Raw genomic sequence first — 26,558 nt, forward strand, 5'->3', positions numbered from 1 at the left:
CACCTGTCCTGGAATGACTTCGATATGGCCGACCGATCCGCCACAATCGTATCGGTGGTTGCCCTAGTTCGCATTCCGTTGAAGCTCGGACAATTGGAGCCGAACGCTGTTGCGCAAGGTCCCGATGTTCTCGACGCTAAGCTCCACGACATCGCCGCTCGAGAGTTTCCGGCCAAGTTCATAGCCACAGCCATGCAGAACGGTGCCCGAACCGATGATTTCACCTGGCGCGAGGTCCTCAAAACGGCTGAATTGGGCGATTGCATCCTCAAATTTGTGATGCATCGATCCGGTCGAACCCTGCGACCATAGCTCCCCGTTCACACGGGCTTCCATCCTGAGGGCATAAGGATCGGGGATTTCATCGGGCGTCACGATGCATGGGCCAAAGCCATTGCCGCCGGCAAAGTCCTTCCCGCCAGACGGGCCAAGATTGGCCTGCATGAAGTCCAGCTGAAGATCACGGGCAGACCAGTCGTTGAAGATGGTGTAGCCGAAAATCGCTGTTCTGGCGGCTTCCGGCGACATGCCGCGCTCGGCAGATCCGATTACGACAGCCCATTCCAGTTCGAAATCTGCGTACGAAGACGCCGCAGGCCAGTCGATGGCGTCTTCCGGCCCCGAAATGGCAAGGTGATCCGCGTTGTAATAAATCACCTGCTCCCTGAAGACAGGATGTATGCTGTACCGACCCGATGCCATCAATTCGGCGAACTTCGCTTCAGGATCGGGGGCATCTTTCGCGAGGTTGCGCGCCCATTCCCGCAAACCATTCTCCATATGCTCAAGGAACATCAGCGTATCGCGCAGGCGTGGTGGCGCCGGTATGGGCGCACGCAGGCGAACATTCGCGAGGCTTCGGAGTGCCTGCTCGGGCGCCCGGTAGAGGACCTCCGCAACCTGATCCAGGCCCTTTCTCCCCGCTTTGATCAGGCCGATCATGTCGCCAAACCCTCGTTCAGCAGTCAGGGTTTCCAGAGCAATGTCTATGTCGACGAGGTCTATGTCGGACGCCATGACGCCGAGCCTTGGCGCCCCCTCGTTCTCGAACGTCACTAGTTTCATGCGTCTTCCCTTTCGGCGACCTGACTGGCTCCGCCCGCGGAACGGCGCCGTTCCGCGTCAGCCGATGAAAACAACGGAAGCAAGGTCCGTCCGTTGAGGGTGATTTATATTGATCATTTACAAAGTTATCAAGGGTGCGTGAGACCCACTCGATATGGGCGTAGGCATATTTGCAATTTGCTGCGAAAGATCGTGCCTCTATTATGCTCTAGCAGCATGAAGGAAAAGTAGTCAAAACTCGAGTATGCACATTTATGTTGATCAAATGTACAGTAGAGGGCAGAAAGAGAGAATAAGGTATCGCCTCTCCCTTGGAGGGGGGGCTTTGCCAGGGATAACATCAAGAGGTGGGGCTGGATTTGGAGAGCGTGATGACGACAAAGGTTGCGCGTTGGACGCATGCGGCCGGCCTTGCCATGGAGCCAGTCTCGCTTGAGCCCTACCGGTCCGAAGCGTATTTTGAGCTCGAGAAGGAGCGGATCTTCAAGCGCGCCTGGTTGCTTGTTGGCCGTGAGGAGCAGATCGCGAATCCTTACGACTACGTCGTCCAGGAGGTCGAGGTTGCTGGCGCTTCGATCCTGATCACACGAGATGGAAAAGGGGTGGTTCGCGCGTTCCACAATGTGTGCTCGCATCGCAGCAATCAGCTTGTCTGGAACCGAAAAGGCTCTGCGCGCGGTTTTAAATGCCCGTACCACGCCTGGACCTACAAACCCGATGGGAGTCTGGCCGGCGTTCCCGGCGAAGCTGACTTCGGCGGTCTCGACAAGGCCAACTGCGGCTTGACCCCCGTGGCCCTGGCGATCTGGGAGGGCTGGCTATTCATCAACCTGTCGCCTGAGCCCGAAATCGGGATCGAGGAATTTCTCGGCGATTTCGGAAAATATCTGTCGGGCATTCGCTACAATAGCGCGGCAACTCCAGTCGTTTTCACTGCAGAAATGAAGTGCAACTGGAAGGTTCTCGCGGATGCCTTCGGCGAGTCATACCATATTGCCTGTATTCACCCCAAAACCATTGGCGGCATTTTTGCGTCCAAGGACAATGCCAGTGGCAAATTGATCGACGCGAAATTTTTCGGGTCGCACAGATCGGGCTCGATGTACGGGGATCCGGATTATGTCGCGCCGGCAAGGCAGCGCCTCGACCGGATGCTGCTCAATATCACCAATGGCTTGTCTCAGGATGTGGACGCCGAAGCGGTTGCGGATTTTCTGTCTCACCCGGCCGTCAATCCGGCCCGTTCGAACACCTGGTCCCTGGACGTCAACTGGATGTTCCCCAACACCCAGCTCGATATCAACCCGGGCGGGGTCATAACGCATCAGTTCTGGCCGATCACGAAGGACACTTCGCGGTATGAGGCGCGCTTCTACATGCCCACGCCCAAATCGATGCGCACGCGCCTTCAGCAGGATCACTTCATCGCCCGGATTATGGAGACGGTCCTGGAAGACCTCAGCAATGTTGAGCGGACCCAGAAGGCCATCAATTCCGGCGGCAAAAGCCACATCCATTTGCAGGACAACGAGGTCCTTATCCGACACTCTCTGTCCGCAGTCGATAAATGGGTCCGATCCGAAACCGTGAAGGAGGCGATCTCCGCGTGAGCGACATGCCCGATGACGCAGGAAAGATTCCTGACTGCTTTGCCGACCTCCAGCCCTTCGTCGAGTATTGGGCGGTGCCCACCATGGGTGAACGCATCGAACGCAGAGTCTCATGTGATTATGATGAGATAGTTCGCTTTTACGACGCGGGCATCGAACGGCTGGAAGAGATACTCGATTATCTGGATCAGTATTCACCCGATTGTCTGCCACCGGCAGCGAACACGCTCTACGAATTGAGCCTGGGGCTGATTCAAGCGGCGATCGCCGTCGAGCTGCATCAATGGCCGTGCGGACCAATCGCGACCTATCCGAATACTCTCCGCCTTCTGGAGGGCAGATCGTAGCGCGCAAACCGGCACGGGCAGATGCGAAATCCGCGGTCTACAGGGAGGCCCTTGGCGCGCTGGTTGGCGTCTCCCATCGAGAAAAAGAAACGCACGATCGGCTGCATCGCCTCCGAATCGAGAATGTGGGTCCGAGGCAGTAACTTTTAGGGTAGGGGGGAGGAAGGCAATGATGCAGGACAAGGCAGGGATCGTCACAGGCGGTGCCAGCGGCATGGGTGAAGCGGTCGTTGAGCGGCTGCTGCGTGAAGGCGCCAGTGTCGTCGCCATGGATCGTGACGGCGCCGGGCTGGCCGCCCTGTCCGCACGGATCGGTTGCGACCGGCTTGTCACCGTGGAAGGAGACGTTTCCAGCGAGGCTCTGGGGGATACACTCATCGAGAAATGCGCGGCCAGTTTTGGCAACGTCCGCTATCTCGTGAACTGCGCCGGTATAACCAGTCCCTTTACTGCCTTCGGTGACGTTACCCTGAAGGATTTTGACGTGGTTAACTCGGTGAACCTGCGCGGGACGTTCCTCACGATGCGGGCCGCTATCAACCACATGCGAGATCATGGCGGAGGTTCGATCGTCAACATCTCATCGACTGCGGGTATACGTCCGATGTTGCAAGTCATCCCATACACGGCGTCCAAATGGGGAGTGGTCGGCATCACCTTAGCTGCGGCACTCGAAAATGCATCCGCGGGCATTCGGGTCAACGTAGTTTGCCCAGGAATCGTGGACACGCCCATGTATCGAAGGGTCGCAATGGAATATGGCGCCGGCGTGATCGACTTGACGCCAATGAAACGGATCGGCACGTCGGCCGAGATAGCGAACGCCGTGAGTTGGCTCGTGAGTGACGAAGCCAGCTTCGTCACTGGCCTTGTCATGCCGGTTGATGGAGGGCTGGCCCTCACGTGAGTGCGCTCCGGCTAGAGTAGTGCAGATTCGGGCAGGGCCTGCCTAGCCAATCTGAAAAATGAGCAGGAACCCGGAGGAGAAAACGGTAGCCGATCGAGTTCCAGACAGTGAGGAAAACCAATTTCCTCCCGCTGTTCGCAGTACTGAATACGCGGAACTCGAAATGGGCATCAAATGGGGCATATTCATCACGAAATTCCTTAACTATCTGTATTTAATTTGACTTTCTTGGAAATATGCCTTCCCTCCCTCTCCGCCAATTCATATCATAGCAATATGATTTTTAAGATTTTTTAGAGGACGTTTGTTACTGGCCCCACTTTGGGCCCCACTATTCTGCGACACAGCTCGACGCCTCTAGCAACACCGTGCAAATGAGATTTGCTACGCGACAATGGATGCCGGTGAAGGCTGGTACCCATAGCTGACAACGTACGGATACCGGCGTTCTTGAGGCTCCATAAGTTCTCGAACCATTGCAGACATCTCAAAAACAGGCATGAATTGGGCCATCAAATCGGGCCGCGGAAATCTTTCTTGGAATTTCACCTAATATTTCAAAGTACTATACTTTACTATCGAGTGCCTTTCCTGGCACCAAAACCGTCCGTGGACGTCCATTTTCGTCCACCAAGCGACTGGTTTCCTGAACTGTTTTTGCTATGGCGTCTGCAGGCGATCGGGAAATTCGCCCGATACCACGACGATACCATGGTATTATTCGGGTTGTCGAGTTGCCCTCTGGAAGGAGGTGCCATGCGACTCTCGGCGCTGGCGATCCGCGACGCGAAAACCCGCGAGAAAGTGTACAAGCTTGGTGACGGGTGCGGTCTTTATCTGCTTGTAAAGCCGCGCGGGAGCCGCCTCTGCTTGGTGTCCATACATGTCCGTTTGCGTCCTTCATGGCACGCAGACATATTTTTCTCTTACTGAAGATAAGCTGCGGTTGTCGCATTCGCGATATCTTCTGCCGTTATGCCGGGCGCTAACTCGGTCAGCCTGAACAGGCTTGCGCGGTCGGAACGCTCGAATACGGCCATATCGGTGATGATCATGTTGACCACGTTTCTGCCCGTGAGCGGCAGCGTGCATTCAGGGACAAACTTTGGATCCCCCGCCTTGCTCAGATGTTCCATCACAACGATCACCTTCCTCACTCCGGCGACGAGGTCCATTGCGCCGCCCATGCCCTTGATCATCTTGCCGGGGATCATCCAGTTCGCGATGTCGCCCTTCTGGCTGATCTCCATCGCGCCCAGAACCGTGAGGTCGATATGCCCGCCCCGAATCATCGCGAAGCTCTGGGCGCTGTCGAAATATGCCGATTGCGGGAGTTCGCTGATCGTTTGCTTGCCGGCATTGATAAGATCGGCGTCTTCTTCACCTGCATAGGGGAACGGGCCAATGCCGAGCATCCCGTTCTCGGACTGCAACGTGACCGTGATGCTTTCGGGTACATGGTTTGCCACCAGCGTGGGAATGCCGATACCGAGATTCACGTAGAAGCCGTCTTCCAGTTCTTTCGCGGCGCGCGCTGCCATCTCGTCTCGAGTCCAGGCCATCATGCCGTCTCCCTGGGGCGCACTGTGCGGAATTCGATCTTCTTGTCGTAGGGAGCTCCCACAAGTACGCGCTGGACGTAGACACCCGGAAGATGAATGCAATCGGGATCGAGGCTGCCGGTCGGCACCAACTCCTCGACCTCCACCACGCAGACTTTGCCGCAGGTTGCCGCCGGCACGTTGAAATTGCGTGCGGTCTTGCGGAACACAAGATTGCCGGTCTCGTCCGATCTCCAGGCCTTGACCAGCGCCACATCGGCGCAGATGCCGTGCTCCAGCAGATATTCCTCTCCGTCGAAGAATTTCGTTTCCTTGCCTTCGGCTACCTGCGTGCCCACCCCGGTCCGTGTGTAGAAACCTGGAATGCCGGCACCACCGGCGCGCATGCGTTCGGCAAGTGTGCCCTGCGGACAGAATTCCACTTCAACTTCGCCAGCCAGATATTGCCGCTCGAACTCCTTGTTCTCGCCGACATAACTGCTGATGATCTTCGCTATTTGCCGGGTGCGAAGGAGCTTCCCCAAACCCTCATTGTCGATTCCGGCATTATTCGATACCACCGTGAGATTCTTCACGCCGCTTCCGACAACGGCGTCAATCAGGCGCTCGGGAATGCCGCATAGGCCGAAGCCACCCACGCAGATCGTCATCCCGTCGCGCAGAAGATCCACCAGCGCGTTGATTGCGTCGGGGTAAATCCGCTGAGCGGATGTTCCTGCGCCGATCACGCCTTCACTGCCTCGAGGATCGTGACCGCCGCGTTCACCGCGCCGCCGCCCATGTTGAGGCAAAGGCCGAGCCGGGGCGTTTCGATCTGCATCGCATCGGCTTCGCCGAGCAGCTGGCGAGCGACCATCACATGCATAGACACGCCCGTGGCGCCGACCGGATGCCCCTTGGCCTTCAGCCCGCCCGAAAGGTTGACGGGCAGGCGCCCGTCACGTTCGGTCTGGCCTTCGCGCAGCACGGCGCTGCCATGACCCCGGCAGCAAAGGCCGAGCGCTTCCGTGGCAAGCAGCTCGGCGATGGTGAAACAGTCGTGCACCTCGGCGAGGTCGATGTCTTCCACGCCCACACCTGCCGCTGCGTAGGCCTGCGCGATGGCACGCGTCGGTGCCTCGAAATGCGCGAGCTGCTTGGCGGACAGGGGAAGATAGTCGCTGACCATTTCCGCGGCGCGGAAGGCGACGGCACGGTCGAAGCGACCCAGCAGGGACGGATGCGCGATGACGATGGCGGCGGCGCCGTCGGAGATCAGCGAGCAATCACTGAGCCTCAGCGGATCGGCGATCAACGGGTTCCTGTCGGACGTCGTCAGGCAGAAATCGAGATCGAGCGGGCGGTGCATCTGCGCAAGCGGATTGCGCATCGCGTTCGCGTGGTTCTTCACCGCGATGCGCGCCATGGCTTCGGCCGGATCCTCGTAGGCGTCTTGATAGGCGCGCGCGAAGCGGGCGAAAATCTCGGGGAAGGAAACGCCGCTTTCCTCGGCCTGATAGCTCGCGCCGCCAAGCGCGCGGGTCACGCCTTCAGTGCCGAGGCCCGTCATCTTTTCCGCGCCGACGACCAGCGCGAGCTTGCACCGCCCGCTGTTCACCGCATCGAGCGCGGCGAAGATCGCTGCGCTTCCCGATGCGCAGGCGTTCTCGCAGCGGATCGCGGGCTTGAAGCGCAGGTCGGGATGCGCGTGCAGGATCATCGACGCGGCAAAGGCATCGGGAACCAGACCCGAATTGAAATGCCCTAGCCAGACTGCGTCAATCTCCGCCGCGTCGACGCCCGCGTTCGCCAATGCCTCCGACACGGCGAGCGTGATGAGGTCTTCCAATCCGAGCGCGTCGAGTTTCCCGAACGGCGTATGGCCGTAGCCGACGATACACGCGCTCATGCCGCCTCAGAACCGGACGCCGAGTTCGACACCATAGGTCCGCGGCGGATCGTAGGTGCCGATGACCGGGAAGCCGGCGAGGGCGGAAGCGACCAGCGCATTGCCGATGGTGCGGCGGTTGGTGAGATTGCGCCCGTAGAGGCTGGCGGTCCAAGGTCCCTTCTCGATGGTGAGGAACGCGTTGAGCTTGGTGTTGGGCGCGCGCGACACACGATCGAGATTGAACGGCGTGAAGAAGACGCGGGACTGATAGGTCAGCTCGCCGCGCGGCGTGAGCGTCACATCGCCGATTTCCATCTCGTACTGCACGCCCGCGCTGAATGACCGCTTCGGCGCCTGCGTGAGATGGTTGCCATCGAGAACGACGGTGCCGGTGGGATTCTCGGGCGTGATCAGCTCGGGACGCGCGGGATCTGGCGTCGAGAAGTCTTTGTATTCGCTGTGCAGAAGCGCGCCGGAGATATCGAACTGCAGGCCATCGACGGGCATGACGTTGAGGTCGGCCTCGATGCCGTAGATCTCGGACCCGGCGGCGTTCACGATGGTGACGGAGGTGCCGATCACCTTCGAGACCTGAAGATTGGAATAGTCGTAGTAGAAGCCCGCCGCGTTGAAGCGGACCCGGCCGTCGGCGAACGTCGATTTCAGGCCCGCCTCGTAGGCCCAGATGGTTTCAGGTTCGAAGGGCGGCAGATTGTCGCCGAGATTGAAGCCGCCGCTCTTGAAGCCCTTCGAAACGGTCGCATAGACCATCACGTCGTCGACCGGCCGCCATTCCAGACCCAGCTTCGGGGTGATGGAATTGTCGCTGGTGGAAGCCTGACGGCTGACGATGGGTAGCGGGGGATTGTCGGGCGCGTAGAGCCGCGACAGATCGAATTGACCATAGTCGTCGACCGATTTCTTTTCCCAGCTGTAGCGTAGGCCAACCACCGCGGTGAGCGTGTCGGTTACGTGAATATCGACCTGACCGAATGCGGCGGCGGCCTTGGTGTGCGTATCGCCAAAGGCTTCGTAAGCCTCGAGCAGGGGCTCGGACATGCCGAACACGAGGCCGCTGAACGGGATTTCCGATCCGCCGAAGATCTTCTCGTCGAAATAATAGACACCGGCGACGAAGCTGCCCCAGCTGTAGTCGCCGGAGAGCTGCACTTCCTGACTGAACTGTTTCGCACGCTCCGTGAAATCGAACAAGGTGAGCGGGAGGCTGGTGACGTCCAACTCCGTGCGCAGGTACATGTCGCTGTCGCGGTAGGCGCTGATCGCGCGCAGCGTCAGGTCGCCGAGTTCGGCTTCGAAATTCGCGGCGACGCCCCAGAATTCGCGGCGGTTGCGCGGTTCGTAGACATCGTCGATGTCCCGGGCCTTGTCCGGAACGGTTCCGCCAAGGGCAAGGCCGACGGGTGGGATGAAATCATTGCCCGCGCCGAGGAAGTGGTTGCCGTAGTTGCGGTCGTTCTCGCGGTAATAGTCTGCCGTCAGGTCAAGCGTCGCCGTTGGGCCGAGATCGAACGACAGCGTGCCGCGTACGCCCCAGCGCCGGGAATCGTCGATATCGTGGCCGGTGTGCAGGTTCGTGCCATAGCCATCACGATCTTCGGCCTGGACAGCGACGCGCGCACGCACGCCTTCGGCGAGCGGGCCGCCCAATGCGCCTTCGAACGTCATGCGATCGTAGTTGCCGTAGCCAACGCGCGCATAGCCTTCGAGATGATCCTTCGGCTTGCGGCTGATGACGTTGATCGAGCCGCCCGTCGCGTTGCGGCCATAGAGCGTGCCCTGCGGACCGCGCAGCACCTCCACGCGCTCCACATCGAAGAACGTGCCGATCTGCGCAGCCGGACGGCCGATGTAAACGCCGTCGAGGTGGTAGGCGATGCGCCCCTCGGCGCCCGGATTGATCGTGTCGAAGCCGATGCCGCGAACGGCGATGCGCGCCGATCCGCCAAAGGTTCCGAAATCGACGTTCGGGATCGCTTTGGAAAGGGCCTCGACCGAGGTGATCTGCCGGTTGAGCAGCGTGTCGCCGCCGAGCGCCGTGATCGACAGCGCTGCATCCTGCACGCTTTCCTCGCGGCGCTGCGCCGTGATGACGATGGCGCCGAGACTGTCCGTGGTCGAGTCCCGGCTCGCCTCTGCCTGGCTTTGCGCCTGTGCGATGCCGGCGGACATGGCGATGACGCCGGATGACAATAACGCAGTCCAATAGACACGCTTGCTCATGATCCATCTCCCCAATGGTCTGGCGGGCTTCATGGCGCCGCCAGTCTTTTCGTTGTTCTTGGCCCCCGGCTTCAGCCGTTTGGGGCGCATTTGTGCGGCAGCGTGCGCGACGCGCTACGGCGCGGGCACGGCGTTGATGAGGACGACCGCGAGAATGCAGGGCTCGTCACCCTTGACGCTCCAGCTGTGCACGGTGCCGCGCTGCACCAGCGCATCGCCCTGACGAAGGCGTACCGAGCCGGAGTCGAGCACGGCATCGATCTCACCCTGCAGGATGATGATGTAGTCGATGGTGTTGGTCTTGTGGCGCAGCGGATCGTCCGACGCGCTGTCGTGCACGTCGCCCGCGCCGATGGATTCGAAGGCGATGGCGGGATCGACCTTGCCCATCCAGACCGTGTCCGGCGGGAATTCCACGATGCGGAAGATCGAGCCGCCGGGCAAAGGCTCCAGCCGCACCGGCCTGCCCGCGGCGTCATCCGCGCCGGCATTCGACGCGGGCGTGGACGTCGTTTCCCAGATGTCGGTGAGGGCGAGACCCGGCATCGAGTCCATTTCCTTCATGCGCCCGTTCTGGTCGTCGAACAGAAATGTGGAGCGCCCCTGATCGTCATGCCCCGTAACGACGCGCCGTACTTTCCAGACCATGTTCTTCTCCCCTTGGTGGCCTAGGGATAGAAAGGCAAATTGAACGAGTCAATCATTAATTTGAACAAGTGATCAATCATGTTGATCGACTGTTTTTCGTGTGGTAAGCCCGTTCCGATAGGCGCCTGAACAGATACGGCCGTGCAGACGTGAAACGCGCACGTGCCGGAAGCGCCATGGAATGAAGGGGAGGAGCCGTTGAGTTTCCTTTACAACAGCTGGTATTGCGCGGGCTGGTCGGGCGACCTGAAAACCGATCCGATCGGGATCAAGCTGCTCGATCAGGAACTCGTCCTGTATCGCAAGCAGGACGGCGCGGTGGTCTGCCTCACCGGCATCTGTCCGCACCGCTTCGCGCCGCTTTGGCGGGGAGCGGTTGTCGGGGACGCCATCCGCTGTGGGTATCACGGGCTGGAATTCGGTGCGGAGGGGCGATGCATCCGCAATCCTCACGGCAGCGGCGCCATCGCGCCCGGCGCGCACATCCGGGCTTATCCGGTGGTCGAGAAAAGCGGCGCCCTCTGGGTGTGGATGGGCGACCCTGAAAGTCTCGATGAAAGCCAGATCGTTGCGTTCGACTTCGTCGAGGACCGCGCGCGCTGGTCGGGCACGACCGGTTATCTGCGGATCAATGCCAACTATCAGCTGGTGATCGACAACCTGCTGGACCTGACCCACTCAGCCTATATCCACGTCAACACGGTGGGTGTGAGCGCCGACGACTGGATCGGCGAAACGAAGATGGAATACAACTTCCACACCGACGGCCGCGTGATCAATTCGGACTACATCTTCCGAAACAGCCCGCCGACACCGCTTTTCGCGCTGTTCGCGGGCAAGGATGTCGGCGATGTGCACGTGCCGATGGCGCTGCATCCGGCCTCCAGTCTTATCCTGGATCTGACGATGACGGACCTGGGGCAGCCCAAGAACGAAGGCGTGCACATGCCCAGCGCGCACCTGCTCGCCCCCGAGACCGAATCCACCTGTCATTACTTCTACGCGATCTCGCGCAGCGAAAAGCTGGGCGACGACAAGATCACGGCGGCGATGGGCGAGATCGTGCGCCGCGCTTTCGTGGATGAGGACGCACCCATGATTCAGGACGTTCAGGGCGTGATGGGCGACCGCGACTTCTTCAGGATGCAGCCGCTGATCCTGGAGACCGACAAGGCCGCGGTGTACGCGCGGCGGACGCTGGCCAAGTTGATACGTCAGGAGCGATCGCCTACGGATGAGGGACCAGCCACCGCCGAGAAGGAACGGGTCGAGGCAAATGTCTGAACCGCCGGTTCGTTCGGCCGCAATCGGGATTGTGAGCAGCATGAAGACAACTGGCCGGCGCCGTGCGGAGCATGACGAGGAGGGCGCGCAGTCGCGCATCCTGCACGCGGCTGAAGAGTTGTTCGCCAATTCGGGGATCGACGGGACTTCGGTTCGGCAGATCGCCGAGAAGGCCGATGTGCCCGTCGGGCTGATCAACTACTACTTCGGCAGCAAGGAAGGGCTCTACCGCGCGATCTTCCAGGCGCGGGCGCCCGTCGTGGTGGAAGAACGGCGCGTCGGTCTGGCGATGGCGGCCATGGAGGACGACCCGCGCCGCCGGCTGGAAATGATCGTGAAGGCGATCCTCGTTCCCATGCTGAACTTGCGGTCGCGGGAAGGCATCAACCATTTCAGCCTTCTGCTTGCCCGCGAAACCGGAGATCCGCGTTCGACGGAACGGGGTATCCTGCAGGAGATGTTCGACCCGATCGCCCGCGAGATCATCGGTCAGCTGAAGCTCATCTGGCCCCAGCGAAGCGACGCCGAAGTGCACTGGGCGTACCAGATGATCATCGGCGTGATGATCTTCATCATGGCCGACGGGGGGCGCATCACCCGGCTGAGCGAAGGCCGCGCCGACCCCGAGAATGTCGATGACACACTTCGGATCGTGGTGCCGCTGCTGCTGAACGGTCTCGCGTCCGGATAGAAATGAGCGCCGACCCTTGCCGCACTCCGGCAACGCGGGGCGGCTGACAGGAGAAGAGAATCATGAAGCTCGTCACTTACGATGCCGGCTCGGGGCCGCGCATCGGTGGGATCACTGCGTCCGGAATCGTCGATCTCGTGTCGGCGGCGCGCGGGCAGGGGATGGAGATCCCCGGCACCATGCAGGGCCTGATCGAAGGTGGTGCGCCGGCGCTGGCGACAGCGCGGACCATCCTGCAGGATCATGCCGGGGATTGCCTGGCGCCGGAGCGCGTGCGCCTGCATTCGCCCATCCCCCGGCCGGTGCGGTTTCGCGACGCGTGCCTGTTCCTCGAACATCTCGAAAAGGCTTACGGGATGATCGGGCGGGAATTCGATCCGCAGTTCAAGAAGCAGATTATCTACTACAACGCGGACAATGTGCATGTCTTCGGGTCCGGCGATACGGTCCTCTGGCCGCGGGATTCGCAGGAAGCCGATTACGAGCTGGAATGGGCGGTGGTGATCGGGAAGGGCGGCGCGAACATCGCGCGGGAAAACGCGGCCGAGCACATCTTCGGCTACACGATCCTGAACGACTGGTCGGCGCGCGACCTGCAGATGCCGTTCATGGCCTGCGGCCTGGGGCCGGGTGCAGGGAAGGATTTCGCCAACAGCTTCGGGCCGTGCATTGTCACCGCCGATTCCATCCCGGACCCTTATGCGCTGGCGATGACCGCCCGTGTTAACGGCGAGGTCTGGTCGCAGGGCACGACCGGCACGATGCACTGGAGCTTCGAGGACGCGATCGCGAAGCTCAGCCAGGATCGCTCCCTAGTTCCGGGCGAAATCATCGGATCGGGCACCGTGCTTAACGGCTGCGGCTTGGAGATCGACAAGCGGCTGGCGGACGGGGATGTCGTCGAACTCGAAGTCGAGGGGATCGGCACGCTGCGAAACACCGTGCGTTTCGCCGCCGCGTAGCCGGTTTCGACCTCCCTTGTCTCTCAACTCGAGGCGCAATGCCCGTGTTCCATTATCCAGTGGAGATCGGGAGCCGCCTCGAACAGATCATCGCTGTTTACGAGAAGCCCGCGCTCAGCCTCACGCAGCTCCTGCTGGAAACGTCACGCGGCGGACAAGACGGCGTTTCGCTGATCGGCGACAACACCACGACGCTGACCTATGGCCAGCTTCTCGATCGATCGGGGCGCTTCGCCGCCGGGCTCGCAGAGCGCGGCATCTACTATCGGTCGTGGTGTCCAATATTTACATCAATGTAAGTTTATGGATTTTCTGGGCCTCTCGGAAGGGCTCTCCAGTCCTTTGCGGCTGTGTCCATTGACGTCCACAACAATCCAATGCGGTTCGCAGAAAGTTAGTTCGGACTATGGCGGACAGGACGTGAAGCGTCGACACGTGCGAATTAGCGTTTGTTGAGTGTTGAAAGCGGACGATTGCTATGCCAGCAATTCTGCATGGAAGGGCTGTTTCCCCATAAGCTGTTACCCCCACATCTTAGGTCCGATCTTATTGGGCGGTCCAAGCTGTTAGCAGTCTTCGATGGGGAGCCGGTTCGTCTGAGCGTCCTCAACGCTGGCGGCGGTTATGGGAAGACGACGCTTCTGGCGCAGGTGCGTGAAAGGCTGCTCGCGAAGGGGCAGACGGTCATATGGCTCTGTCTGGACAAGTACGACCTTCATCCCATCTCCGTATTGCTACATCTCCGTTATGCCCTGTCGAATGCCGTCGAGGGCCAGGGAAGGTCTGCCGGCACTGAGCTTCGAGGTACTGTTTCAGACGCACTTGCGGGCCTTGTTCAGGATATGGGCCCGCTCGGGCCCATCGTTTTCATCCTGGATGACTTCCATCTGGTAGGCCGCGAAGTTCACCAGATGTTTGCGAGACTTTTCACGGCGGCGCCCAAGAACGTGCGCTTCCTGGTTGCGACACGGCAGCGAGGCTTGATCCCGTTGACGGCGTTGAAGGCAGCAGGCGCCGTGATGGAGGTCGATCAGGATGAGCTCCGGCTTACGGTCGGCGAGATCGAGAGCCTTGTCGGCTCGCTTGTCTCGAAAGATGCCGTGGCGGCACTCCACGAGCGTACCGAAGGCTGGCCCGTGGCCGTTCAGCTCGCCCGCATGTGGATCGAAGGACGGCCGGATGCCGATAGCCGCATCCTTGAATTCTCCGGTGCGGCGGGCGACGTTTCGGACTATCTGACCGAACAGATCATCGACGAAATTCCCGCGGACATCGCCGATTTCCTCGTTTCGACTTCGATCGTCGATGAGGTCAACGGGGATCTGGCGCAGGAACTGACCGGGCGGAACGACAGCTGGGCATTGCTACCCGAGCTGGGACGATCCTCGGCCGTCATCACGCCGGTTGAAGCCAGCGTAGGCTGGTTTCGCTATCATACGCTTTTCCGGGATCACCTAGCCGCACGACTACAGCTGCGCGGGGAACAGGCCGTACGATCGCTGCATCGAAGCGCCGCCAAATGGTATGCGGGGCAGGGGCGGCTGGTGGGCGCGGTGTCTCACATGTGCCGGGCCGGAGACGCGGAAGCGGCCTGCGACATGATCGAAAAGGCCGACGGCATATGGATCGCGGTTCGGCACGGCGCGCCGATGTTGAAGGCGCTGCTCGACAATTTGACATGCGAACAGATTGACGCCCGTCCACGCCTTCGCGCCGCCCGGGCGCTCATCTGGCTGAAATCCGGACGCTATGACGATGCAAGACTGGAAATGGCCGCGCTGCGGGCCGTGCCGCGCGACGCGCTCGGCGACCCAATCGTCTTTGCGCGCGATCTCGCCGCCGTACAGCTCAGCCTTGTCGAGCAGGGTGATGCCGGAATGCTTCGCGACGACGTCGAAGCCTTGTCGTCCGTTACGGGCGACGACCGCTGGATGGAGGCCCCGTGCGCGGAAATGCTCTGCGTGTCGATGATCCGCGAAGGCAATATCCATGCCGCAATCGAGGCTGGTGAACGCGCGGTCCGGCTCTACGAGGATTTCGAATCGATCAACGGCCGCATCTTCGCGCGCCTCCATCTGGGGCTTGCCTATCTGGCGGCCGCTCAGTTGGCTCAGGCCGGTTCGGTGTTGTCGGAGGCCCGCAAACTGGCCGGCGCAAGTTTGTCGAGCGACCGCTCAGCCGTCGCCATGATCGACGTCCTTTATGGCGCATGGCTTTACGAAAAGGGCGACGAAGACGCCGCCGCCGAACGCATCTCCGCCGCGCTCGATGCGATCGAGCAGGGCGAATGTTGGCTCGAAATCTATCAACATGCCTATGCCGTACTCCTGCAGATATTCCGTGTCCGGGGAGATTTTACTTCGGGGCGCAGCGTGCTGGAGCGGGCTGCCCGGACAGCCCAGGAACGGAAACTCGCCAGGCTTGCGCGCATCGTTGGTGAGTTGCGCGTGGAAATGGCCCTTCCGGAAGACGTGACGCTGGAGGCCTTTGGAACGCACTCGACGTCTTTCGGAGACTCCCCCGTCGAGATGACGCTGCTCGAGCGTGAAATCAGCGCCGCCACGCGCGCGTTTGTAGCGCTCGAGGGCGGTACGCCAGAAGCCGTTGCGGCGCTCGTTGATGAACAGATCGATGCGTGTGCCCGCTTGGGGCGGAGACGCTCGGTGATCAAACTCCTGATGCTGAAGGCGCTGGCGCTGGACAGGATGGGTCTTGAAGACGAATCCGCTGGAGCACTTCACCGGGCAATTCACCTTGCGGCGGACGAACAACTCTATCGGCCGTTTGTGGAAGCCGGGGAACAGGTGGGAAGTCTTGTCCAGAAGGCGATGCGCTGGTTCCGGGCCGTCAATCTGACATCGTCAGAGGTTGCCTTGATGGCGAAGATTGTGCGGTCCACATCACGCCGGGACGAAGAAGCCGTGGCTGTGCACGGTAACGCAAACCTGCTGGTCGGCCGGGAAGCCGAGGTTCTGGCCGGTCTCGGTGAAGGCCTTTCCAACAAGCATATCGCGCGCAGGCTGGGTCTCGGCGAGGACGCGATCAAATATCACGTCAAGAAGCTGTTCGCGAAACTCGGGGTCAGCGATCGCGCCATGGCGGTCGTCGTCGCACGTCAACAGGGGCTGATCTCGGGTATCGAAGGCTAGACGCGACTACCCGCCAAGCCTTCCGTTCTTACACTTCGCGCCTGCGTACGACCTCCCTCATTCCCTCTAAGGTGCCGGAAAATCAGCACCGGGGATGGTATGCGCGTAGGAATAGACGTCGGCGGAACGAATACCGATGCCGTGTTGATGAGCGGTCGGCAGGTGCTCGCTGCGACCAAGGCTCCGACGAGCCGCGACGTCGTCGCCGGTGTCGTCGCTGCCGTGAGAGCCATATTGAATGAGAGCGGCATCGCCGGGGGCCGGATCACCGGCGTCATGATCGGCACGACGCATTTCACGAACGCGCTCGTGCAGGGACTATCGCTCGAGCGGGTCGGCGTGCTTCGTATCGCCGAGCCGGCCGGGTGCTGTCTGCCGCCGTTCGTCGGCTGGCCGAACGCGCTTCGCGGCATCATCCGGGGAGGCGTGGCCGGGCTGCGCGGCGGCTACAACGTCGATGGGCGTCCCATCGCCGCATTCGATGACGATGCGGCGCACGCGGCCATCGCGGGCTTCGCCGCTGACGGTATCCGCTCTGTGGCGATCTCCTGTATCTTCTCGCCGCTTCGAGACGATATGGAGCGCCGCTGCGCCGCGCTGGTGGAGCAAATCATCCCGGGCGCCAGTGTCAGCCTTTCCTCGGAAATCGGACGCATCGGCTTTCTCGAACGTGAAAACGCGACGATCCTGAATGCGGCCCTGCGGGCCTTGTCGGTCTCCGTAACGCAGGCCTTCCGCGAAGCGCTTCGGGAGCTTGGGATCGCAGCGCCTTTCTATGTGAGCCAGAACGACGGAACGCCGCTCGATATCGGGCAGGTCGAACGGCTTCCGGTGTTCACGGTCGCTTCCGGGCCGACGAACAGCATGCGCGGCGCCTCGTTCCTGACCGGGCGGGAGGACGCGATTGTGGTGGATATCGGGGGGACCACTTCGGATGTCGGTGCGATCAAGGCCGGATTCCCTCGCGAATCAGCGGTTTCGGTCGATATCGGCGGTGTGAAGACCAACTTCCGAATGCCCGATGTTCTGGCCATTGGCGTGGGAGGGGGGAGCCGCGTGCGAAGGGCCTCCGACACACATGCGGGATGTTCGATTGGCGGCACGGTGTCGATCGGCCCCGATTCCGTCGGCTACGAACTGTCGACACGCGCCCTCGTCTTTGGGGGCGAGGATATGACGCTTACCGATCTGGCTGTTGCGGATGGGCGACTCGATGTCGGTGACGCCGGCCGCGTGGCACATCTCGACAGGGGCTTCGTCGCGGCCGGCCTGGAGGAGTTCAGGCTGCGCATCGAAGATGCCGTCGAACGCGTCAAGACCTCGCCGGACCCTGTACCCGTGATCCTCGTGGGCGGCGGCGGCGTGATATTCCGGGGCGGCATCAAGGGCGCTTCGGAAATCCTGATGCCCGCGAACGCGGCGGTCGCCAACGCCATCGGCGCGGCCATCGCGCAGATCGGCGGCGAATATGAAAAAGTCTGCTCCTACGATGACGAAGGGCGAGAGGCGGCCATCGCTGCCGTCAGGTCGGAAGCGTGCAAAAGGGCGCGCGATGCGGGCGCCGGGGGCGATCTTGACGTTCTCGAGATCGAGGAGGTGCTGCTGTCCTACCTGCCGGGGCGCACCGTGCGTGTCCGCGTGAAGGTGGTGAGCCGGCGCGACGACCGGGTGGCGGAGGCTGTATGAAGCGGATCGATATCGCGGATGTCGCGGACATCGCGACGGGTGCGGCGCTGCTGGGCGCGGGCGGCGGCGGGGATCCCTATATCGGCCGGTTGATGGTCGAGGAAGCGATCCGCGCCTTCGGGCCGGTAGAGCTCATCCATGTGGAGGCGGTGCCGGACGAAGCGTTGATCGTGCCCACCGCCATGATGGGCGCACCCTCCGTCATGGTCGAAAAACTACCCAACGGCGCTGAAGCCGAAATCGCGCTTGAAGCCGTCGAAACCGCCATCGGCAAGTGCGCGCATGCGATCATCGCCCCTGAAATCGGTGGGCTGAACGCGATGCTGCCGATTGTGCTCGCCGCGCGGCGCGGGCTGCCGCTGGTCGATGGCGACGGTATGGGCCGGGCGTTTCCCGAACTGCCGATGGTGACGTTCAACATCTTCGGCCAGAGCATATCGCCGCTCGCGATCAGCGACGAACTCGGCAACTGCGTGGCGGTGCGGACGGTGGATGTGGAATCGGCGGAACGGCTCGGGCGCCAGATCGTCGTTGCGATGGGCGCGGCCGCGCAGATCTGCTGCTATCCGATGAGCGGCGCGGAAGCGAAGCGCTCGGCAGTGCGCGGCACGGTCGGTCTTGCATGGAAAATCGGCCGGTTGCTGCGCGTCGCGCGCGAGCAGATGTGCGATCCTTTCGAGGCGCTGCTGACCTATCTGCCCACGACCGACTACTACAAGCATTGTCGATCGTTGTTCGATGGCCGCATCGTGGACCTTCGGCGAGAGATCGCGCAGGGCTTCACGGTGGGCACGGTCGAGATCGAAAATACCGCGCAGGCACGCATCAGTATTCAGTTTCGCAACGAGTATCTCGTCGCGCGGCAAGATGGAAAGCCGGTCGCGATCGTCCCCGACCTCATCGCCATCCTCGACAGCGAAACCGCGACGCCGATCACGGCCGAAACGCTGAAATACGGCCAGCGCGTGCGGGTCATCGGGATCAGCGCGCCGCCGATCCTGCGCAGCGAAGCCGCGCTCCGCGTCGTGGGGCCGCAGGCTTTTGGCTTCACCGATCCGTTTCAGCCGATCGAGGAGATGGCATGATGGACGACCCGCATCGCATTGCATCCGTGGCCGATCTCGAAGCGCTCTACGCCTCTCCGTCGGAGATCATCCTGAAGACGAAGTTCGACTTTCTGGATGATCATGCCCTCGCCATGATCCGCGAAGCGCCGGTCTGCTTTCTGGCATCGGTCGGCGGCACGGGCGCGGACATCTCCCCGCGTGGCGGCGAGCACGGCTTCGTGCACGTCATCGACCGCAAGAGCTTCGCCATTCCGGACTGGCCGGGCAACAACAAGCTCGAAACTATGCACAACCTGCTTGAAGACCCTCGCTGCGGCGTCGTCTTCCTCTTGCCGGGCCATGACCTTTTCCTGCGCGTGAACGGCACGGCGACGCTGACGCGTGATCCCGCTCTGCTGAACGCGCTCGTCGAGTTCAACCGGCCGCCGAAGCTGGCGATCCGGGTCCAGGTCGACGAGGCCTATTTTCACTGCGGCAAGGCGATAAAGCGCTCGCGCATCTGGGAGCCGGATAGTTGGCCCGGGCGTGATGCCATTCCGAAGATCGGCCGCATGATGGCGGATCAGGCGAAGCTGGCGGATGCCGACGAGGACGAACTCGATGCGGCGTACCGGCGCGGAATCGAGGAAGATTTGTATTGAGCGCCGCAAAGGGTGCCCGACTACCCGCCTGGGTGGTCGGATTTACTCTAACGGCCGATTTGCGTGAGCGCGGCCTGCGATATGATAGCGCCACAGGCACAGTTGAAGGCCGAACGGCGTAGCAGGGGAGTTGCGCTGAACGTGGGAGTGTATCTGGAGACGGGGGGTAAGATGATGTCTGTTCGTGGGTTCCTGTTGATCTCGGTGGCTGCTGCCAGCCTTTCCGTTCCGGCTCTCGCCCAGCAGGCGGAGAGCGGCGCGACAGAGGGAGAAATCACCGTCACCGCACGGCGGCAGGCGGACCTTCTGATCGATGTGCCGGATTCGATCAGCGTCATCGGCGAGGAAACGCTGGTGAACACCGGGGTTTTTCGCATGGAGGATATCGTCCAGTCGGTTCCGAACGTGGTCGCCATGCAGGGCATCAAGCCGGGCTTCATCACGCTGACGGCACGCGGCATTTCCACCACGCAGGAAAATGAAGCGCCGATCGCCGTGATGGTCGACGGCGTCGTCATGCCCGCGCTCGATTTCATCAACCAGGATTTCTACGATCTCAAACAGGTCGAGGTTCTGCGTGGGCCTCAAGGCTCCCTCTACGGTGCGAACGCGATCGCGGGCGCGATCAACATCACCACCAAGGCGCCGACGAACGATCTGGAAGGCAAGCTGAAGCTTGCGTACGGCAACGGTGACTACAAGGCCGTCAATGCCGTGCTGTCCGGTCCCATCGTGGAAGACCGCATCTTCTTCCGCGTTGCCGGCGGCTACCGCGACGAGGATGGCACGCTCAGGAACGCTTACGACGACAGCACGGTCGATTTCTATCGGGAACTCGCCCTTCGCGGTCAGCTTGAATTCCGGCCGACCGAAACGCTGACCATCGACGTGCGCGGCACCTATGTCGATACGCATGCGGGTGCGATCTACAATGAACTCACCCAGATGGCGGTGCCGTCGCAGATCAACGACTTCGATACGATCCGCCTCGATTACAATAGCGTGGGCGTGGATGATCGTGAACTGGGCTTCGGTTCGGTAAAGGTCGCATGGGAGGCGCCGTGGGGCGGCACGCTGACTTCGGTCACAAGTTTTGGAAAAACCGTCGATGCCGTCGTCGGGGAAGGGGACTGGCTTCCGACCGTCGAACCGCACCTGGAGTTCCCGGAGGTCCCGCCGGAATTTTATGACCTCCTGCAGGACTGGAAGGTTACGACGCGGGCGTGGAACCAGGAACTGCGCTACGCCGGAGAGATCGGCAACTGGCTCACCTATCAGATCGGCGGCTTCTATCAGGAACGCAAGCGGCGGGCCGAGCTTCTTTACGGGATCGCTGAAGACCGCGTGATCAACACGGTGTTTCTGGAACAGGATGGCACCAGCCGAAGCAAATTGTTTGCGCTGTTCGGGCAGGCCGACGCGAATCTCACCGACAATCTGGTGCTGACACTGGGCCTGCGCTACGACAGCGATAAGCGCTCGTACCGCTCGGCGATCCCGGTGGAGGATGGCGGGCCCACGCCGATTTCCGATACGTTCAAGAAGCTCCAGCCGAAGGCGTCGATAGCCTATCACTGGTCCGACCAGTTCACCACATACGCCACGGTAGCGCGCGGCTTCAGGAGTGGCGGTTTCAACGACTCCGATGCTGTCGTCATGGGCACGCTCTATCCGCGCCGCTATGAATCGGAGGTGCTGGACAGCTATGAAGCCGGCTTCAAGGCCAGCCTTGCCGATGGACGCGTCTCGATTGCCGGCGCGGTCTATCATTCGGATTTCTCGAACCCGCAATTCTTCTTTCCGACGATTCAAGGGCAGATCCTGACCAATTTCGACAGCGCGAAAGTGGACGGTGCCGAGCTTGAATTCACCGGCCGTGTTGCCTCGGGCCTTACAGTGAGCGCGGCCTACGGCATCAGCATTGCCGAAATCCAGGCAGCGGACGAGACGGGCGCGTTCAAGGGAAACCGCCTGCCAAGGGTGAACAGCTACACGCTGAACGCGGGTATCGAATACAGCGCGCCGGTCGCCGGGGATATCGAGCTGCTGGCCCGCGCCGACTATGAACGTCGCGGGCCGATGTACTGGGACGTCGCCAACACGCTGAGAACCGGAGAGAAGGACTATCTCAATCTCCGCCTCGGCCTCAAGACGGAAAGCTGGTCAATCGTCGCTTTCGGCCGCAACGTCACCAATACGCGCCAGCCCGTGGAGGTCATTCAGGACTTTCCTCCCATCGGCCTTGGTGCCAATGTCCGTCGTCCGAACCTGAAACGGCGATATGGCGTTGAGCTCTCGTACATGTTCTGAGGAGGGCGGGAGCAAATTAATGCCGACAGGGGAAGCAAGCGGGATATCGGCCGATCAACGGGTACATGGCTTTCGGATCCTGATGATCCTCATGTCCAGTCTGGTGACGCTGCCCGCTTTCGTGATGGGCGCGCAGTTCGCCGGGCAGATGCCGCTCGCCGACACGATCGCCGCCTGCTTCCTGGGCGGCGGACTCCTTGCCGTCGTGGCGGCCTTCGCATCGGTCGCTGGTGCGCGGTCCGGCCTTTCGAGCTACGAGCTGGTGCTCCAAGCGTTCGGCACGACGGGCGGCAAGGTCGTCAACAGCGTCCTCGGTTTCGTCATGCTGGGCTGGTTCGGCGTCATCCTGATGATGTTCGGAGACGCGGCGGTGGCGGCGCTCGCGAAAACCGGGACGGACGTCCCGCATATGGGCATACTCCTCGCCGGCGCGGTTCTCATGATCGCAACCACCGCGATCGGCTTTCGGGCGCTGGACATTTTTTCGCAGATACTCACGCCCTTCAAGGTGGGGCTTCTGGTCTGGACGGTCGTTGCGGCGATCATTGCCTACGGCTGGCCCGAGATGCGCGGCCCCTCCGGCGGCGCGGCGCTCACGGTCGGTCAGGGCGGATCGATGCTGGCGGGCGGTGTGATCGTGGGGGCCTTGCTGACGCCCGACATCTGCCGCTTCGCGCGAAACGGCACTCATGCGGCGGCCAGCGCGGCCGTCGGCTTCGGCGTTGGTTTGCCGCTGGTGCTGATCGCGGCGGCGATACCGGCACTGCTGACGGGCGAGGCTGATCTCGTGAAGATCATGCTCGGCCTTGGTCTCGGCATGTTTGCGATCTTGATCGTGATCGCAGCAGCGTGGCTCAACAATACGTACAACCTCTATGCGACCTCACTCGTCTTCCAAACGTTGATGCCCAGAGTGTCACGGTCCTGGTTGACCGTTTTCGCTGGGGTCGTTGGAACTGTTGCGGGCCTAGCGGGCCTCGCTTCCTATCTTGTTCCCTTCCTGCATGTATTGAGCGTAGCGATACCGCCCATCGGCGGCGTTTACATTGTCCATGCTTACCTTTCCCCATCGCGGATAGAGAACGTTCTCCCGACCTGGCGGCCAGCTGCATTCCTGTGCTGGTTAGCGGGTGTCTTGGTAGCGGCGGTGCAGGCTCCGCTCGGTTTCGAACTCAGCGGCGTGAGCGCACTGGATTCCCTGTGCGTGTCGGCACTGATTTATTTCGCGATCAAGAGAAGGCCTTTTTCGCTTAAGCGGTATGTACATCGGCGTTTGAGCTAAGACCAAATCAGCGCACGATGCTATCAAACGTGCTGATGAACAGGAAAAGGGGCTGAAGCCGTTCTCCATCAAGGGCGGAATGTGGCGGCGTCGATCTGGCGCCGCCACATCCTTTTTATCTCAGCCCGCAGACTTTCCTTTTAGAATTTGGCCGTTCCAGCGATGAAGAAACGGCGTCCATCTTCATTGTATTCGGTCAGGATTTCGCGTTCCTGGCGATTGTCGAACACATTGAGAATGCCGGCGCGGATCAGGAACTTGTCGTTGATCTTGTAAGTGCCGGAGAAGTCCACTGTCAGGTAACTGCCGCGCTCAACATTGTAGAGCGGGTTCGAGTAGACATCGAGGTATTGACGCCCAACATAGTTGCTGGCCGCGAACAGCGAGAGCTTCTCGTTCGCCTGCCAGCTTACCGAGAGGTTGCCTGAATGGTGAGGCGTATAAGGGATCGCGAGCGGTGTCGGACCCGAGCGGTTTTCAGCATCAAGATAGGAATAGTTGGCCTGCACGGTCACACCGGCAACCGGGCTGAACCGGGCCGTCGCTTCGATACCCTGGGTGCGGACGCGCGCGATATTCTCATAAGCGAAGATCGGGCGGCCATCTTCAAGGAAGCCGACGAAGTTCGGCAATAGCGGGGCAGCGATGACGTCCCTGGTACGGTTCTCGATGCTGATCTGGTTGCGCAGAGAATTGCGGAACAGGGTGATGCCGACTGCGAAATCCGACGTGTCGTAGCGGACTGAGGCTTCATAGCTGGTGCTGGTTTCCGGTTTCAGATCTTCCGAACCGATAATGTAACAGCCCGTGGTGGCGCTGCCGCATGAAACCGTACCCCAGTTGGGGCTGTTCTGCAGTAGCGTCGGCGCGCGGAAGGCGCGGGCCCAGCCGCCCTTGACGGTCAGGTCGTCGACCGGGTGCCAGACGACGTAGGCGCGCGGGCTGTGATGACCCCCGAAATTCTCGTGATCGTCATAGCGGTTGCCGAGCGTGACGCTGAGGTCTTCGGTCACCTCGATCTCGTCCTCGATGAACAGCGCTTTCTGCGTAACGCTGGTCGAGGTGCTGAGGCCGAATTCGGGCGAACCCGGCAGGCCGCCGAGGTTTGCCGGATCCTTCAGACGCTGGTAGCGATATTCGCCGCCGATCGTGATGGATTGGCGGGCTGCTTCCCACGGCAGGGTGAACCGGCCGTCGAGGATCACGTCGTTGGAGGTATTGGGATTGATCTCGTCATCCACCGTGCCCGCCGCGTTGTGGATGCGGTCGGCGGAGAGGCGGAGCAGGGCCTTGCCGAAATCCCAGTCGCCCTTGTAGGCGAGCGAGCCGGAATGGCGCGTCATTGGCGTCTGGCCGTGAATCAGCTTGTTGTACCCGTAGTTCAGCGACACTTCGTTGTGCGCGTCCGGTGTCCAGACGAGCGTGCCGTCGAGGTACTTTTCTTCCTGCCGGTCGAAGCCGGGCAGTGGATCACCGCCACCCGAGGGAACCGGGTTCACGGTGCGGTCTTCCTCGCGGATGTTGATGCCGCCATAGGCCTTGAAACCGAGCATTCCGGCCACGATTGGCCCGCTGATGTAGCCGCCGACCTTGTCGAGATCGCCTGCGTCGCGATCTTCCTGGAAGGTGTAATCGGCCGAAAGCGAACCGTGCCAGTCTTCGCCCACCGGCTTGGTGATGATGTTGACGACGCCGCCGATCGCATCCGAGCCGTAGAGCGACGACAAGGGGCCGCGCACCACCTCGACCTGCTGGATGGCCTCCACGGGCACCCACGCTGCATCGAAATCATTGCCACGGAAGTTGGTGGTGGAGGCGCTGACGCGTTTCCCGTCGATCAGGAACAGCGTGTAGATGCTGGGCAGACCGCGAAGCTGGATGTTGCGCTGGTTACCCGCGCGGTTGATGGTGACGCCCTCCATGCGATCGAGAATGTCGGTGAGATCCTGGATCGGACGCAAGGCGAGTTCTTCCGCCGTCACCACCGAAATGCTTGCCGGGGCATCGATGATCTTCTGTGCCTTCGATGATGCGGTAACGACAATGGCATCGCTGTTCTGGGCCGGGCCGTCATTCTCGGCCGCCGTTTGAGCGTAAGCGGTTTGACTGAGGGCAAACAGCGAAACGGCGCTGAGCAGTAACCGGGTCTTGCAGATCATGGTACTTCCTCCTGTTGTGATTGAAGACAAAGCGGGTCCGTGGCGCGAAACGCGCATGTTTATTCGGCGTGCTTGGATGGGCGCCGGTGCGCCCGTTCTTTCAGCTTGTGTCTGTCGTCAGCCGATGGTCATGGCTGCGCTGGAACGGTATCGTTATTGCGCCGGCGCCTCCTGAAGCTTGCGATAGTGTTCGCGGTCGATCGCGCTGGCCTGAAGCGTGCTCCGGATGAGGCGGGTGAACGCGGGTAGGGGCACGGTGATGTGATCCTCGCCTTCAATCTTCAGAAAATCGAACTTCAAGCCTTTCGCGGCGAGGGGCGACAGGCGCGTGGCCATGTCTTCGGATCCCTGCACCATGTCGGGCAATTCTGCCGCGCCGACGGCAAGGATCAGGCGACCGGACGGAGGCGCCTTTGCCAGCGTGGAAACGAACCGGGCCTCTTCCTCGCGGATATATTCGCGGTTCCACCAGATCGAGGAGCTGACGGCGGCATAGTTGGCGTATGCGTTCGGCCGAGTGAAATAGGCGTGCAGGACCAGGAGCCCCCCCAGCGAATGGCCGAAGATCGATTGATTTCGTGGATTTGCCTTATAATTGCCGAGGACGAGCGGCTTCACGCGACTCTCGATGAAATCGAGAAACCGATCAGCACCGCCGGGCGCCTCCCAACCTTCGGTCGGCGCTTCTCGCTCCGGCGCGTTGGGCGTGAAATCGGGAACGCGGCGGTCCATGTAGAAATCGCGGTCGCCGGGATAGCCGATACCAACAATGATGGCCGGGAGCAGGCCGTTATGATCGGGCCGTCGTCCCATCATGATCGCCTGCGCCGAGAATTGTGGAAACCAGGCGTTGCCATCGAGAACGTAGATCACCGGCCAGCCCTCTGGCGGCGGCGCTTCGGTCGGGATGGAAATGAAGAGCCGGTAATCCTTCCCATCTGGTGTCGTCAGTGAAAGTTCGCCGGCATTCCGCAGCGTGACCGGTGCAAGCGCCGGGGCATCCGCCGCCGCTGGCGTGGAGTACAGGCACAGCGTGAGAAGCGCGCATCGCAGAAGCGCTCGCATCGTCTTGTCGTC

21 protein-coding genes are annotated in these 26,558 nt (G+C 61.3%); 13 read left to right on the top strand and 8 right to left on the bottom strand.

Features of this window, described 5'->3' with window-relative positions:
• Positions 1–63: 63 nt before the first annotated feature.
• Positions 64–1,065, bottom strand: a complete 1,002-nt coding sequence (locus ACFQ00_RS03045) for a fumarylacetoacetate hydrolase family protein (RefSeq protein WP_381486032.1) — start codon at positions 1,063–1,065, stop codon at positions 64–66.
• A 371-nt stretch (positions 1,066–1,436) separates the two neighbouring features.
• Here ACFQ00_RS03045 and ACFQ00_RS03050 point away from each other — a divergent pair, with 371 nt between their 5' ends.
• From ACFQ00_RS03050 to ACFQ00_RS03060, 3 genes are all read left to right on the top strand, one after another.
• Complete coding sequence (locus tag ACFQ00_RS03050) at positions 1,437–2,675, top strand: aromatic ring-hydroxylating oxygenase subunit alpha (protein ID WP_381486035.1); 1,239 nt, start codon at positions 1,437–1,439, stop codon at positions 2,673–2,675.
• Positions 2,672–3,022 carry a hypothetical protein gene (locus tag ACFQ00_RS03055; protein WP_381486038.1) on the top strand — a complete coding sequence of 117 codons (351 nt, stop codon included), beginning with the start codon at positions 2,672–2,674 and terminating at the stop codon, positions 3,020–3,022. The genes ACFQ00_RS03050 and ACFQ00_RS03055 overlap by 4 nt, the downstream gene beginning before the upstream one ends.
• Before the next feature lie 169 nt (positions 3,023–3,191).
• Positions 3,192–3,929, top strand: a complete 738-nt coding sequence (locus ACFQ00_RS03060) for an SDR family NAD(P)-dependent oxidoreductase (RefSeq protein ID WP_381486041.1) — start codon at positions 3,192–3,194, stop codon at positions 3,927–3,929.
• Positions 3,930–4,855: 926 nt separating this feature from the next.
• Here the strand turns inward: ACFQ00_RS03060 and ACFQ00_RS03065 are convergent.
• The 5 genes from ACFQ00_RS03065 to ACFQ00_RS03085 form a co-directional block, all read right to left on the bottom strand.
• Positions 4,856–5,491: a CoA transferase subunit B gene (locus ACFQ00_RS03065; RefSeq protein ID WP_381487820.1), complete on the bottom strand. Its 636-nt coding sequence runs from the start codon at positions 5,489–5,491 to the stop codon at positions 4,856–4,858.
• On the bottom strand, positions 5,491–6,219 hold the full coding sequence (locus tag ACFQ00_RS03070) for a CoA transferase subunit A (protein ID WP_381486044.1): 729 nt from the start codon (positions 6,217–6,219) through the stop codon (positions 5,491–5,493). Before ACFQ00_RS03070 ends, ACFQ00_RS03065 begins: the two co-directional genes overlap by 1 nt.
• The gene (locus ACFQ00_RS03075) at positions 6,216–7,379 is read right to left on the bottom strand and encodes a thiolase domain-containing protein (protein WP_381486047.1); all 1,164 of its coding nucleotides are present in this window, start codon (positions 7,377–7,379) and stop codon (positions 6,216–6,218) included. The genes ACFQ00_RS03070 and ACFQ00_RS03075 overlap by 4 nt, the downstream gene beginning before the upstream one ends.
• 6 nt (positions 7,380–7,385) lie before the next feature.
• Positions 7,386–9,602: a TonB-dependent receptor gene (locus tag ACFQ00_RS03080; protein WP_381486050.1), complete on the bottom strand. Its 2,217-nt coding sequence runs from the start codon at positions 9,600–9,602 to the stop codon at positions 7,386–7,388.
• 114 nt (positions 9,603–9,716) lie between these two features.
• Positions 9,717–10,250, bottom strand: a complete 534-nt coding sequence (locus tag ACFQ00_RS03085) for a cupin domain-containing protein (protein WP_381486053.1) — start codon at positions 10,248–10,250, stop codon at positions 9,717–9,719.
• 162 nt (positions 10,251–10,412) lie between these two features.
• Between ACFQ00_RS03085 and ACFQ00_RS03090 the strand changes: the two genes are divergently transcribed.
• From ACFQ00_RS03090 to ACFQ00_RS03135, 10 genes are all read left to right on the top strand, one after another.
• Positions 10,413–11,534 (top strand): Rieske 2Fe-2S domain-containing protein, encoded by a 1,122-nt coding sequence (locus tag ACFQ00_RS03090; RefSeq protein WP_381486056.1) that lies wholly within the window; start codon positions 10,413–10,415, stop codon positions 11,532–11,534.
• A gap of 40 nt (positions 11,535–11,574) precedes the next feature.
• Positions 11,575–12,225, top strand: a complete 651-nt coding sequence (locus tag ACFQ00_RS03095) for a TetR family transcriptional regulator (protein ID WP_381486058.1) — start codon at positions 11,575–11,577, stop codon at positions 12,223–12,225.
• 62 nt (positions 12,226–12,287) lie between these two features.
• Entirely contained in the window at positions 12,288–13,187 is a 900-nt protein-coding gene (locus tag ACFQ00_RS03100; protein ID WP_381486061.1) for a fumarylacetoacetate hydrolase family protein, read from the top strand.
• Positions 13,188–13,231: 44 nt separating this feature from the next.
• Positions 13,232–13,486 (top strand): hypothetical protein, encoded by a 255-nt coding sequence (locus ACFQ00_RS03105; protein ID WP_381486064.1) that lies wholly within the window; start codon positions 13,232–13,234, stop codon positions 13,484–13,486.
• Positions 13,487–13,681: 195 nt separating this feature from the next.
• Positions 13,682–16,336, top strand: a complete 2,655-nt coding sequence (locus tag ACFQ00_RS03110; RefSeq protein ID WP_381486067.1) for a LuxR C-terminal-related transcriptional regulator — start codon at positions 13,682–13,684, stop codon at positions 16,334–16,336.
• Between the two features lie 99 nt (positions 16,337–16,435).
• Positions 16,436–18,022, top strand: a complete 1,587-nt coding sequence (locus ACFQ00_RS03115; RefSeq protein ID WP_381486070.1) for a hydantoinase/oxoprolinase N-terminal domain-containing protein — start codon at positions 16,436–16,438, stop codon at positions 18,020–18,022.
• Positions 18,019–19,107, top strand: coding sequence for a DUF917 domain-containing protein (locus ACFQ00_RS03120; protein WP_381486073.1), 1,089 nt, complete (start codon positions 18,019–18,021; stop codon positions 19,105–19,107). Before ACFQ00_RS03115 ends, ACFQ00_RS03120 begins: the two co-directional genes overlap by 4 nt.
• Complete coding sequence (locus tag ACFQ00_RS03125; RefSeq protein ID WP_381486076.1) at positions 19,104–19,730, top strand: MSMEG_1061 family FMN-dependent PPOX-type flavoprotein; 627 nt, start codon at positions 19,104–19,106, stop codon at positions 19,728–19,730. Before ACFQ00_RS03120 ends, ACFQ00_RS03125 begins: the two co-directional genes overlap by 4 nt.
• A 171-nt stretch (positions 19,731–19,901) precedes the next feature.
• Complete coding sequence (locus ACFQ00_RS03130) at positions 19,902–22,040, top strand: TonB-dependent receptor (protein ID WP_381486078.1); 2,139 nt, start codon at positions 19,902–19,904, stop codon at positions 22,038–22,040.
• Positions 22,041–22,059: 19 nt separating this feature from the next.
• Positions 22,060–23,322, top strand: a complete 1,263-nt coding sequence (locus ACFQ00_RS03135; protein WP_381486081.1) for a cytosine permease — start codon at positions 22,060–22,062, stop codon at positions 23,320–23,322.
• A 140-nt stretch (positions 23,323–23,462) separates the two neighbouring features.
• On the opposite strand, the gene ACFQ00_RS03140 is transcribed toward ACFQ00_RS03135, so the two are convergent.
• Together ACFQ00_RS03140 and ACFQ00_RS03145 are read right to left on the bottom strand one after the other, a co-directional pair.
• Positions 23,463–25,481, bottom strand: coding sequence for a TonB-dependent receptor domain-containing protein (locus ACFQ00_RS03140; RefSeq protein WP_381486084.1), 2,019 nt, complete (start codon positions 25,479–25,481; stop codon positions 23,463–23,465).
• A 153-nt stretch (positions 25,482–25,634) separates the two neighbouring features.
• Positions 25,635–26,546, bottom strand: coding sequence for an alpha/beta hydrolase (locus ACFQ00_RS03145; protein ID WP_381486087.1), 912 nt, complete (start codon positions 26,544–26,546; stop codon positions 25,635–25,637).
• Positions 26,547–26,558: the final 12 nt, after the last annotated feature.

The sequence above is a fragment of the Sphingosinicella xenopeptidilytica genome, assembly GCF_042676985.1.
GTDB lineage: Bacteria > Pseudomonadota > Alphaproteobacteria > Sphingomonadales > Sphingomonadaceae > Sphingosinicella > Sphingosinicella xenopeptidilytica.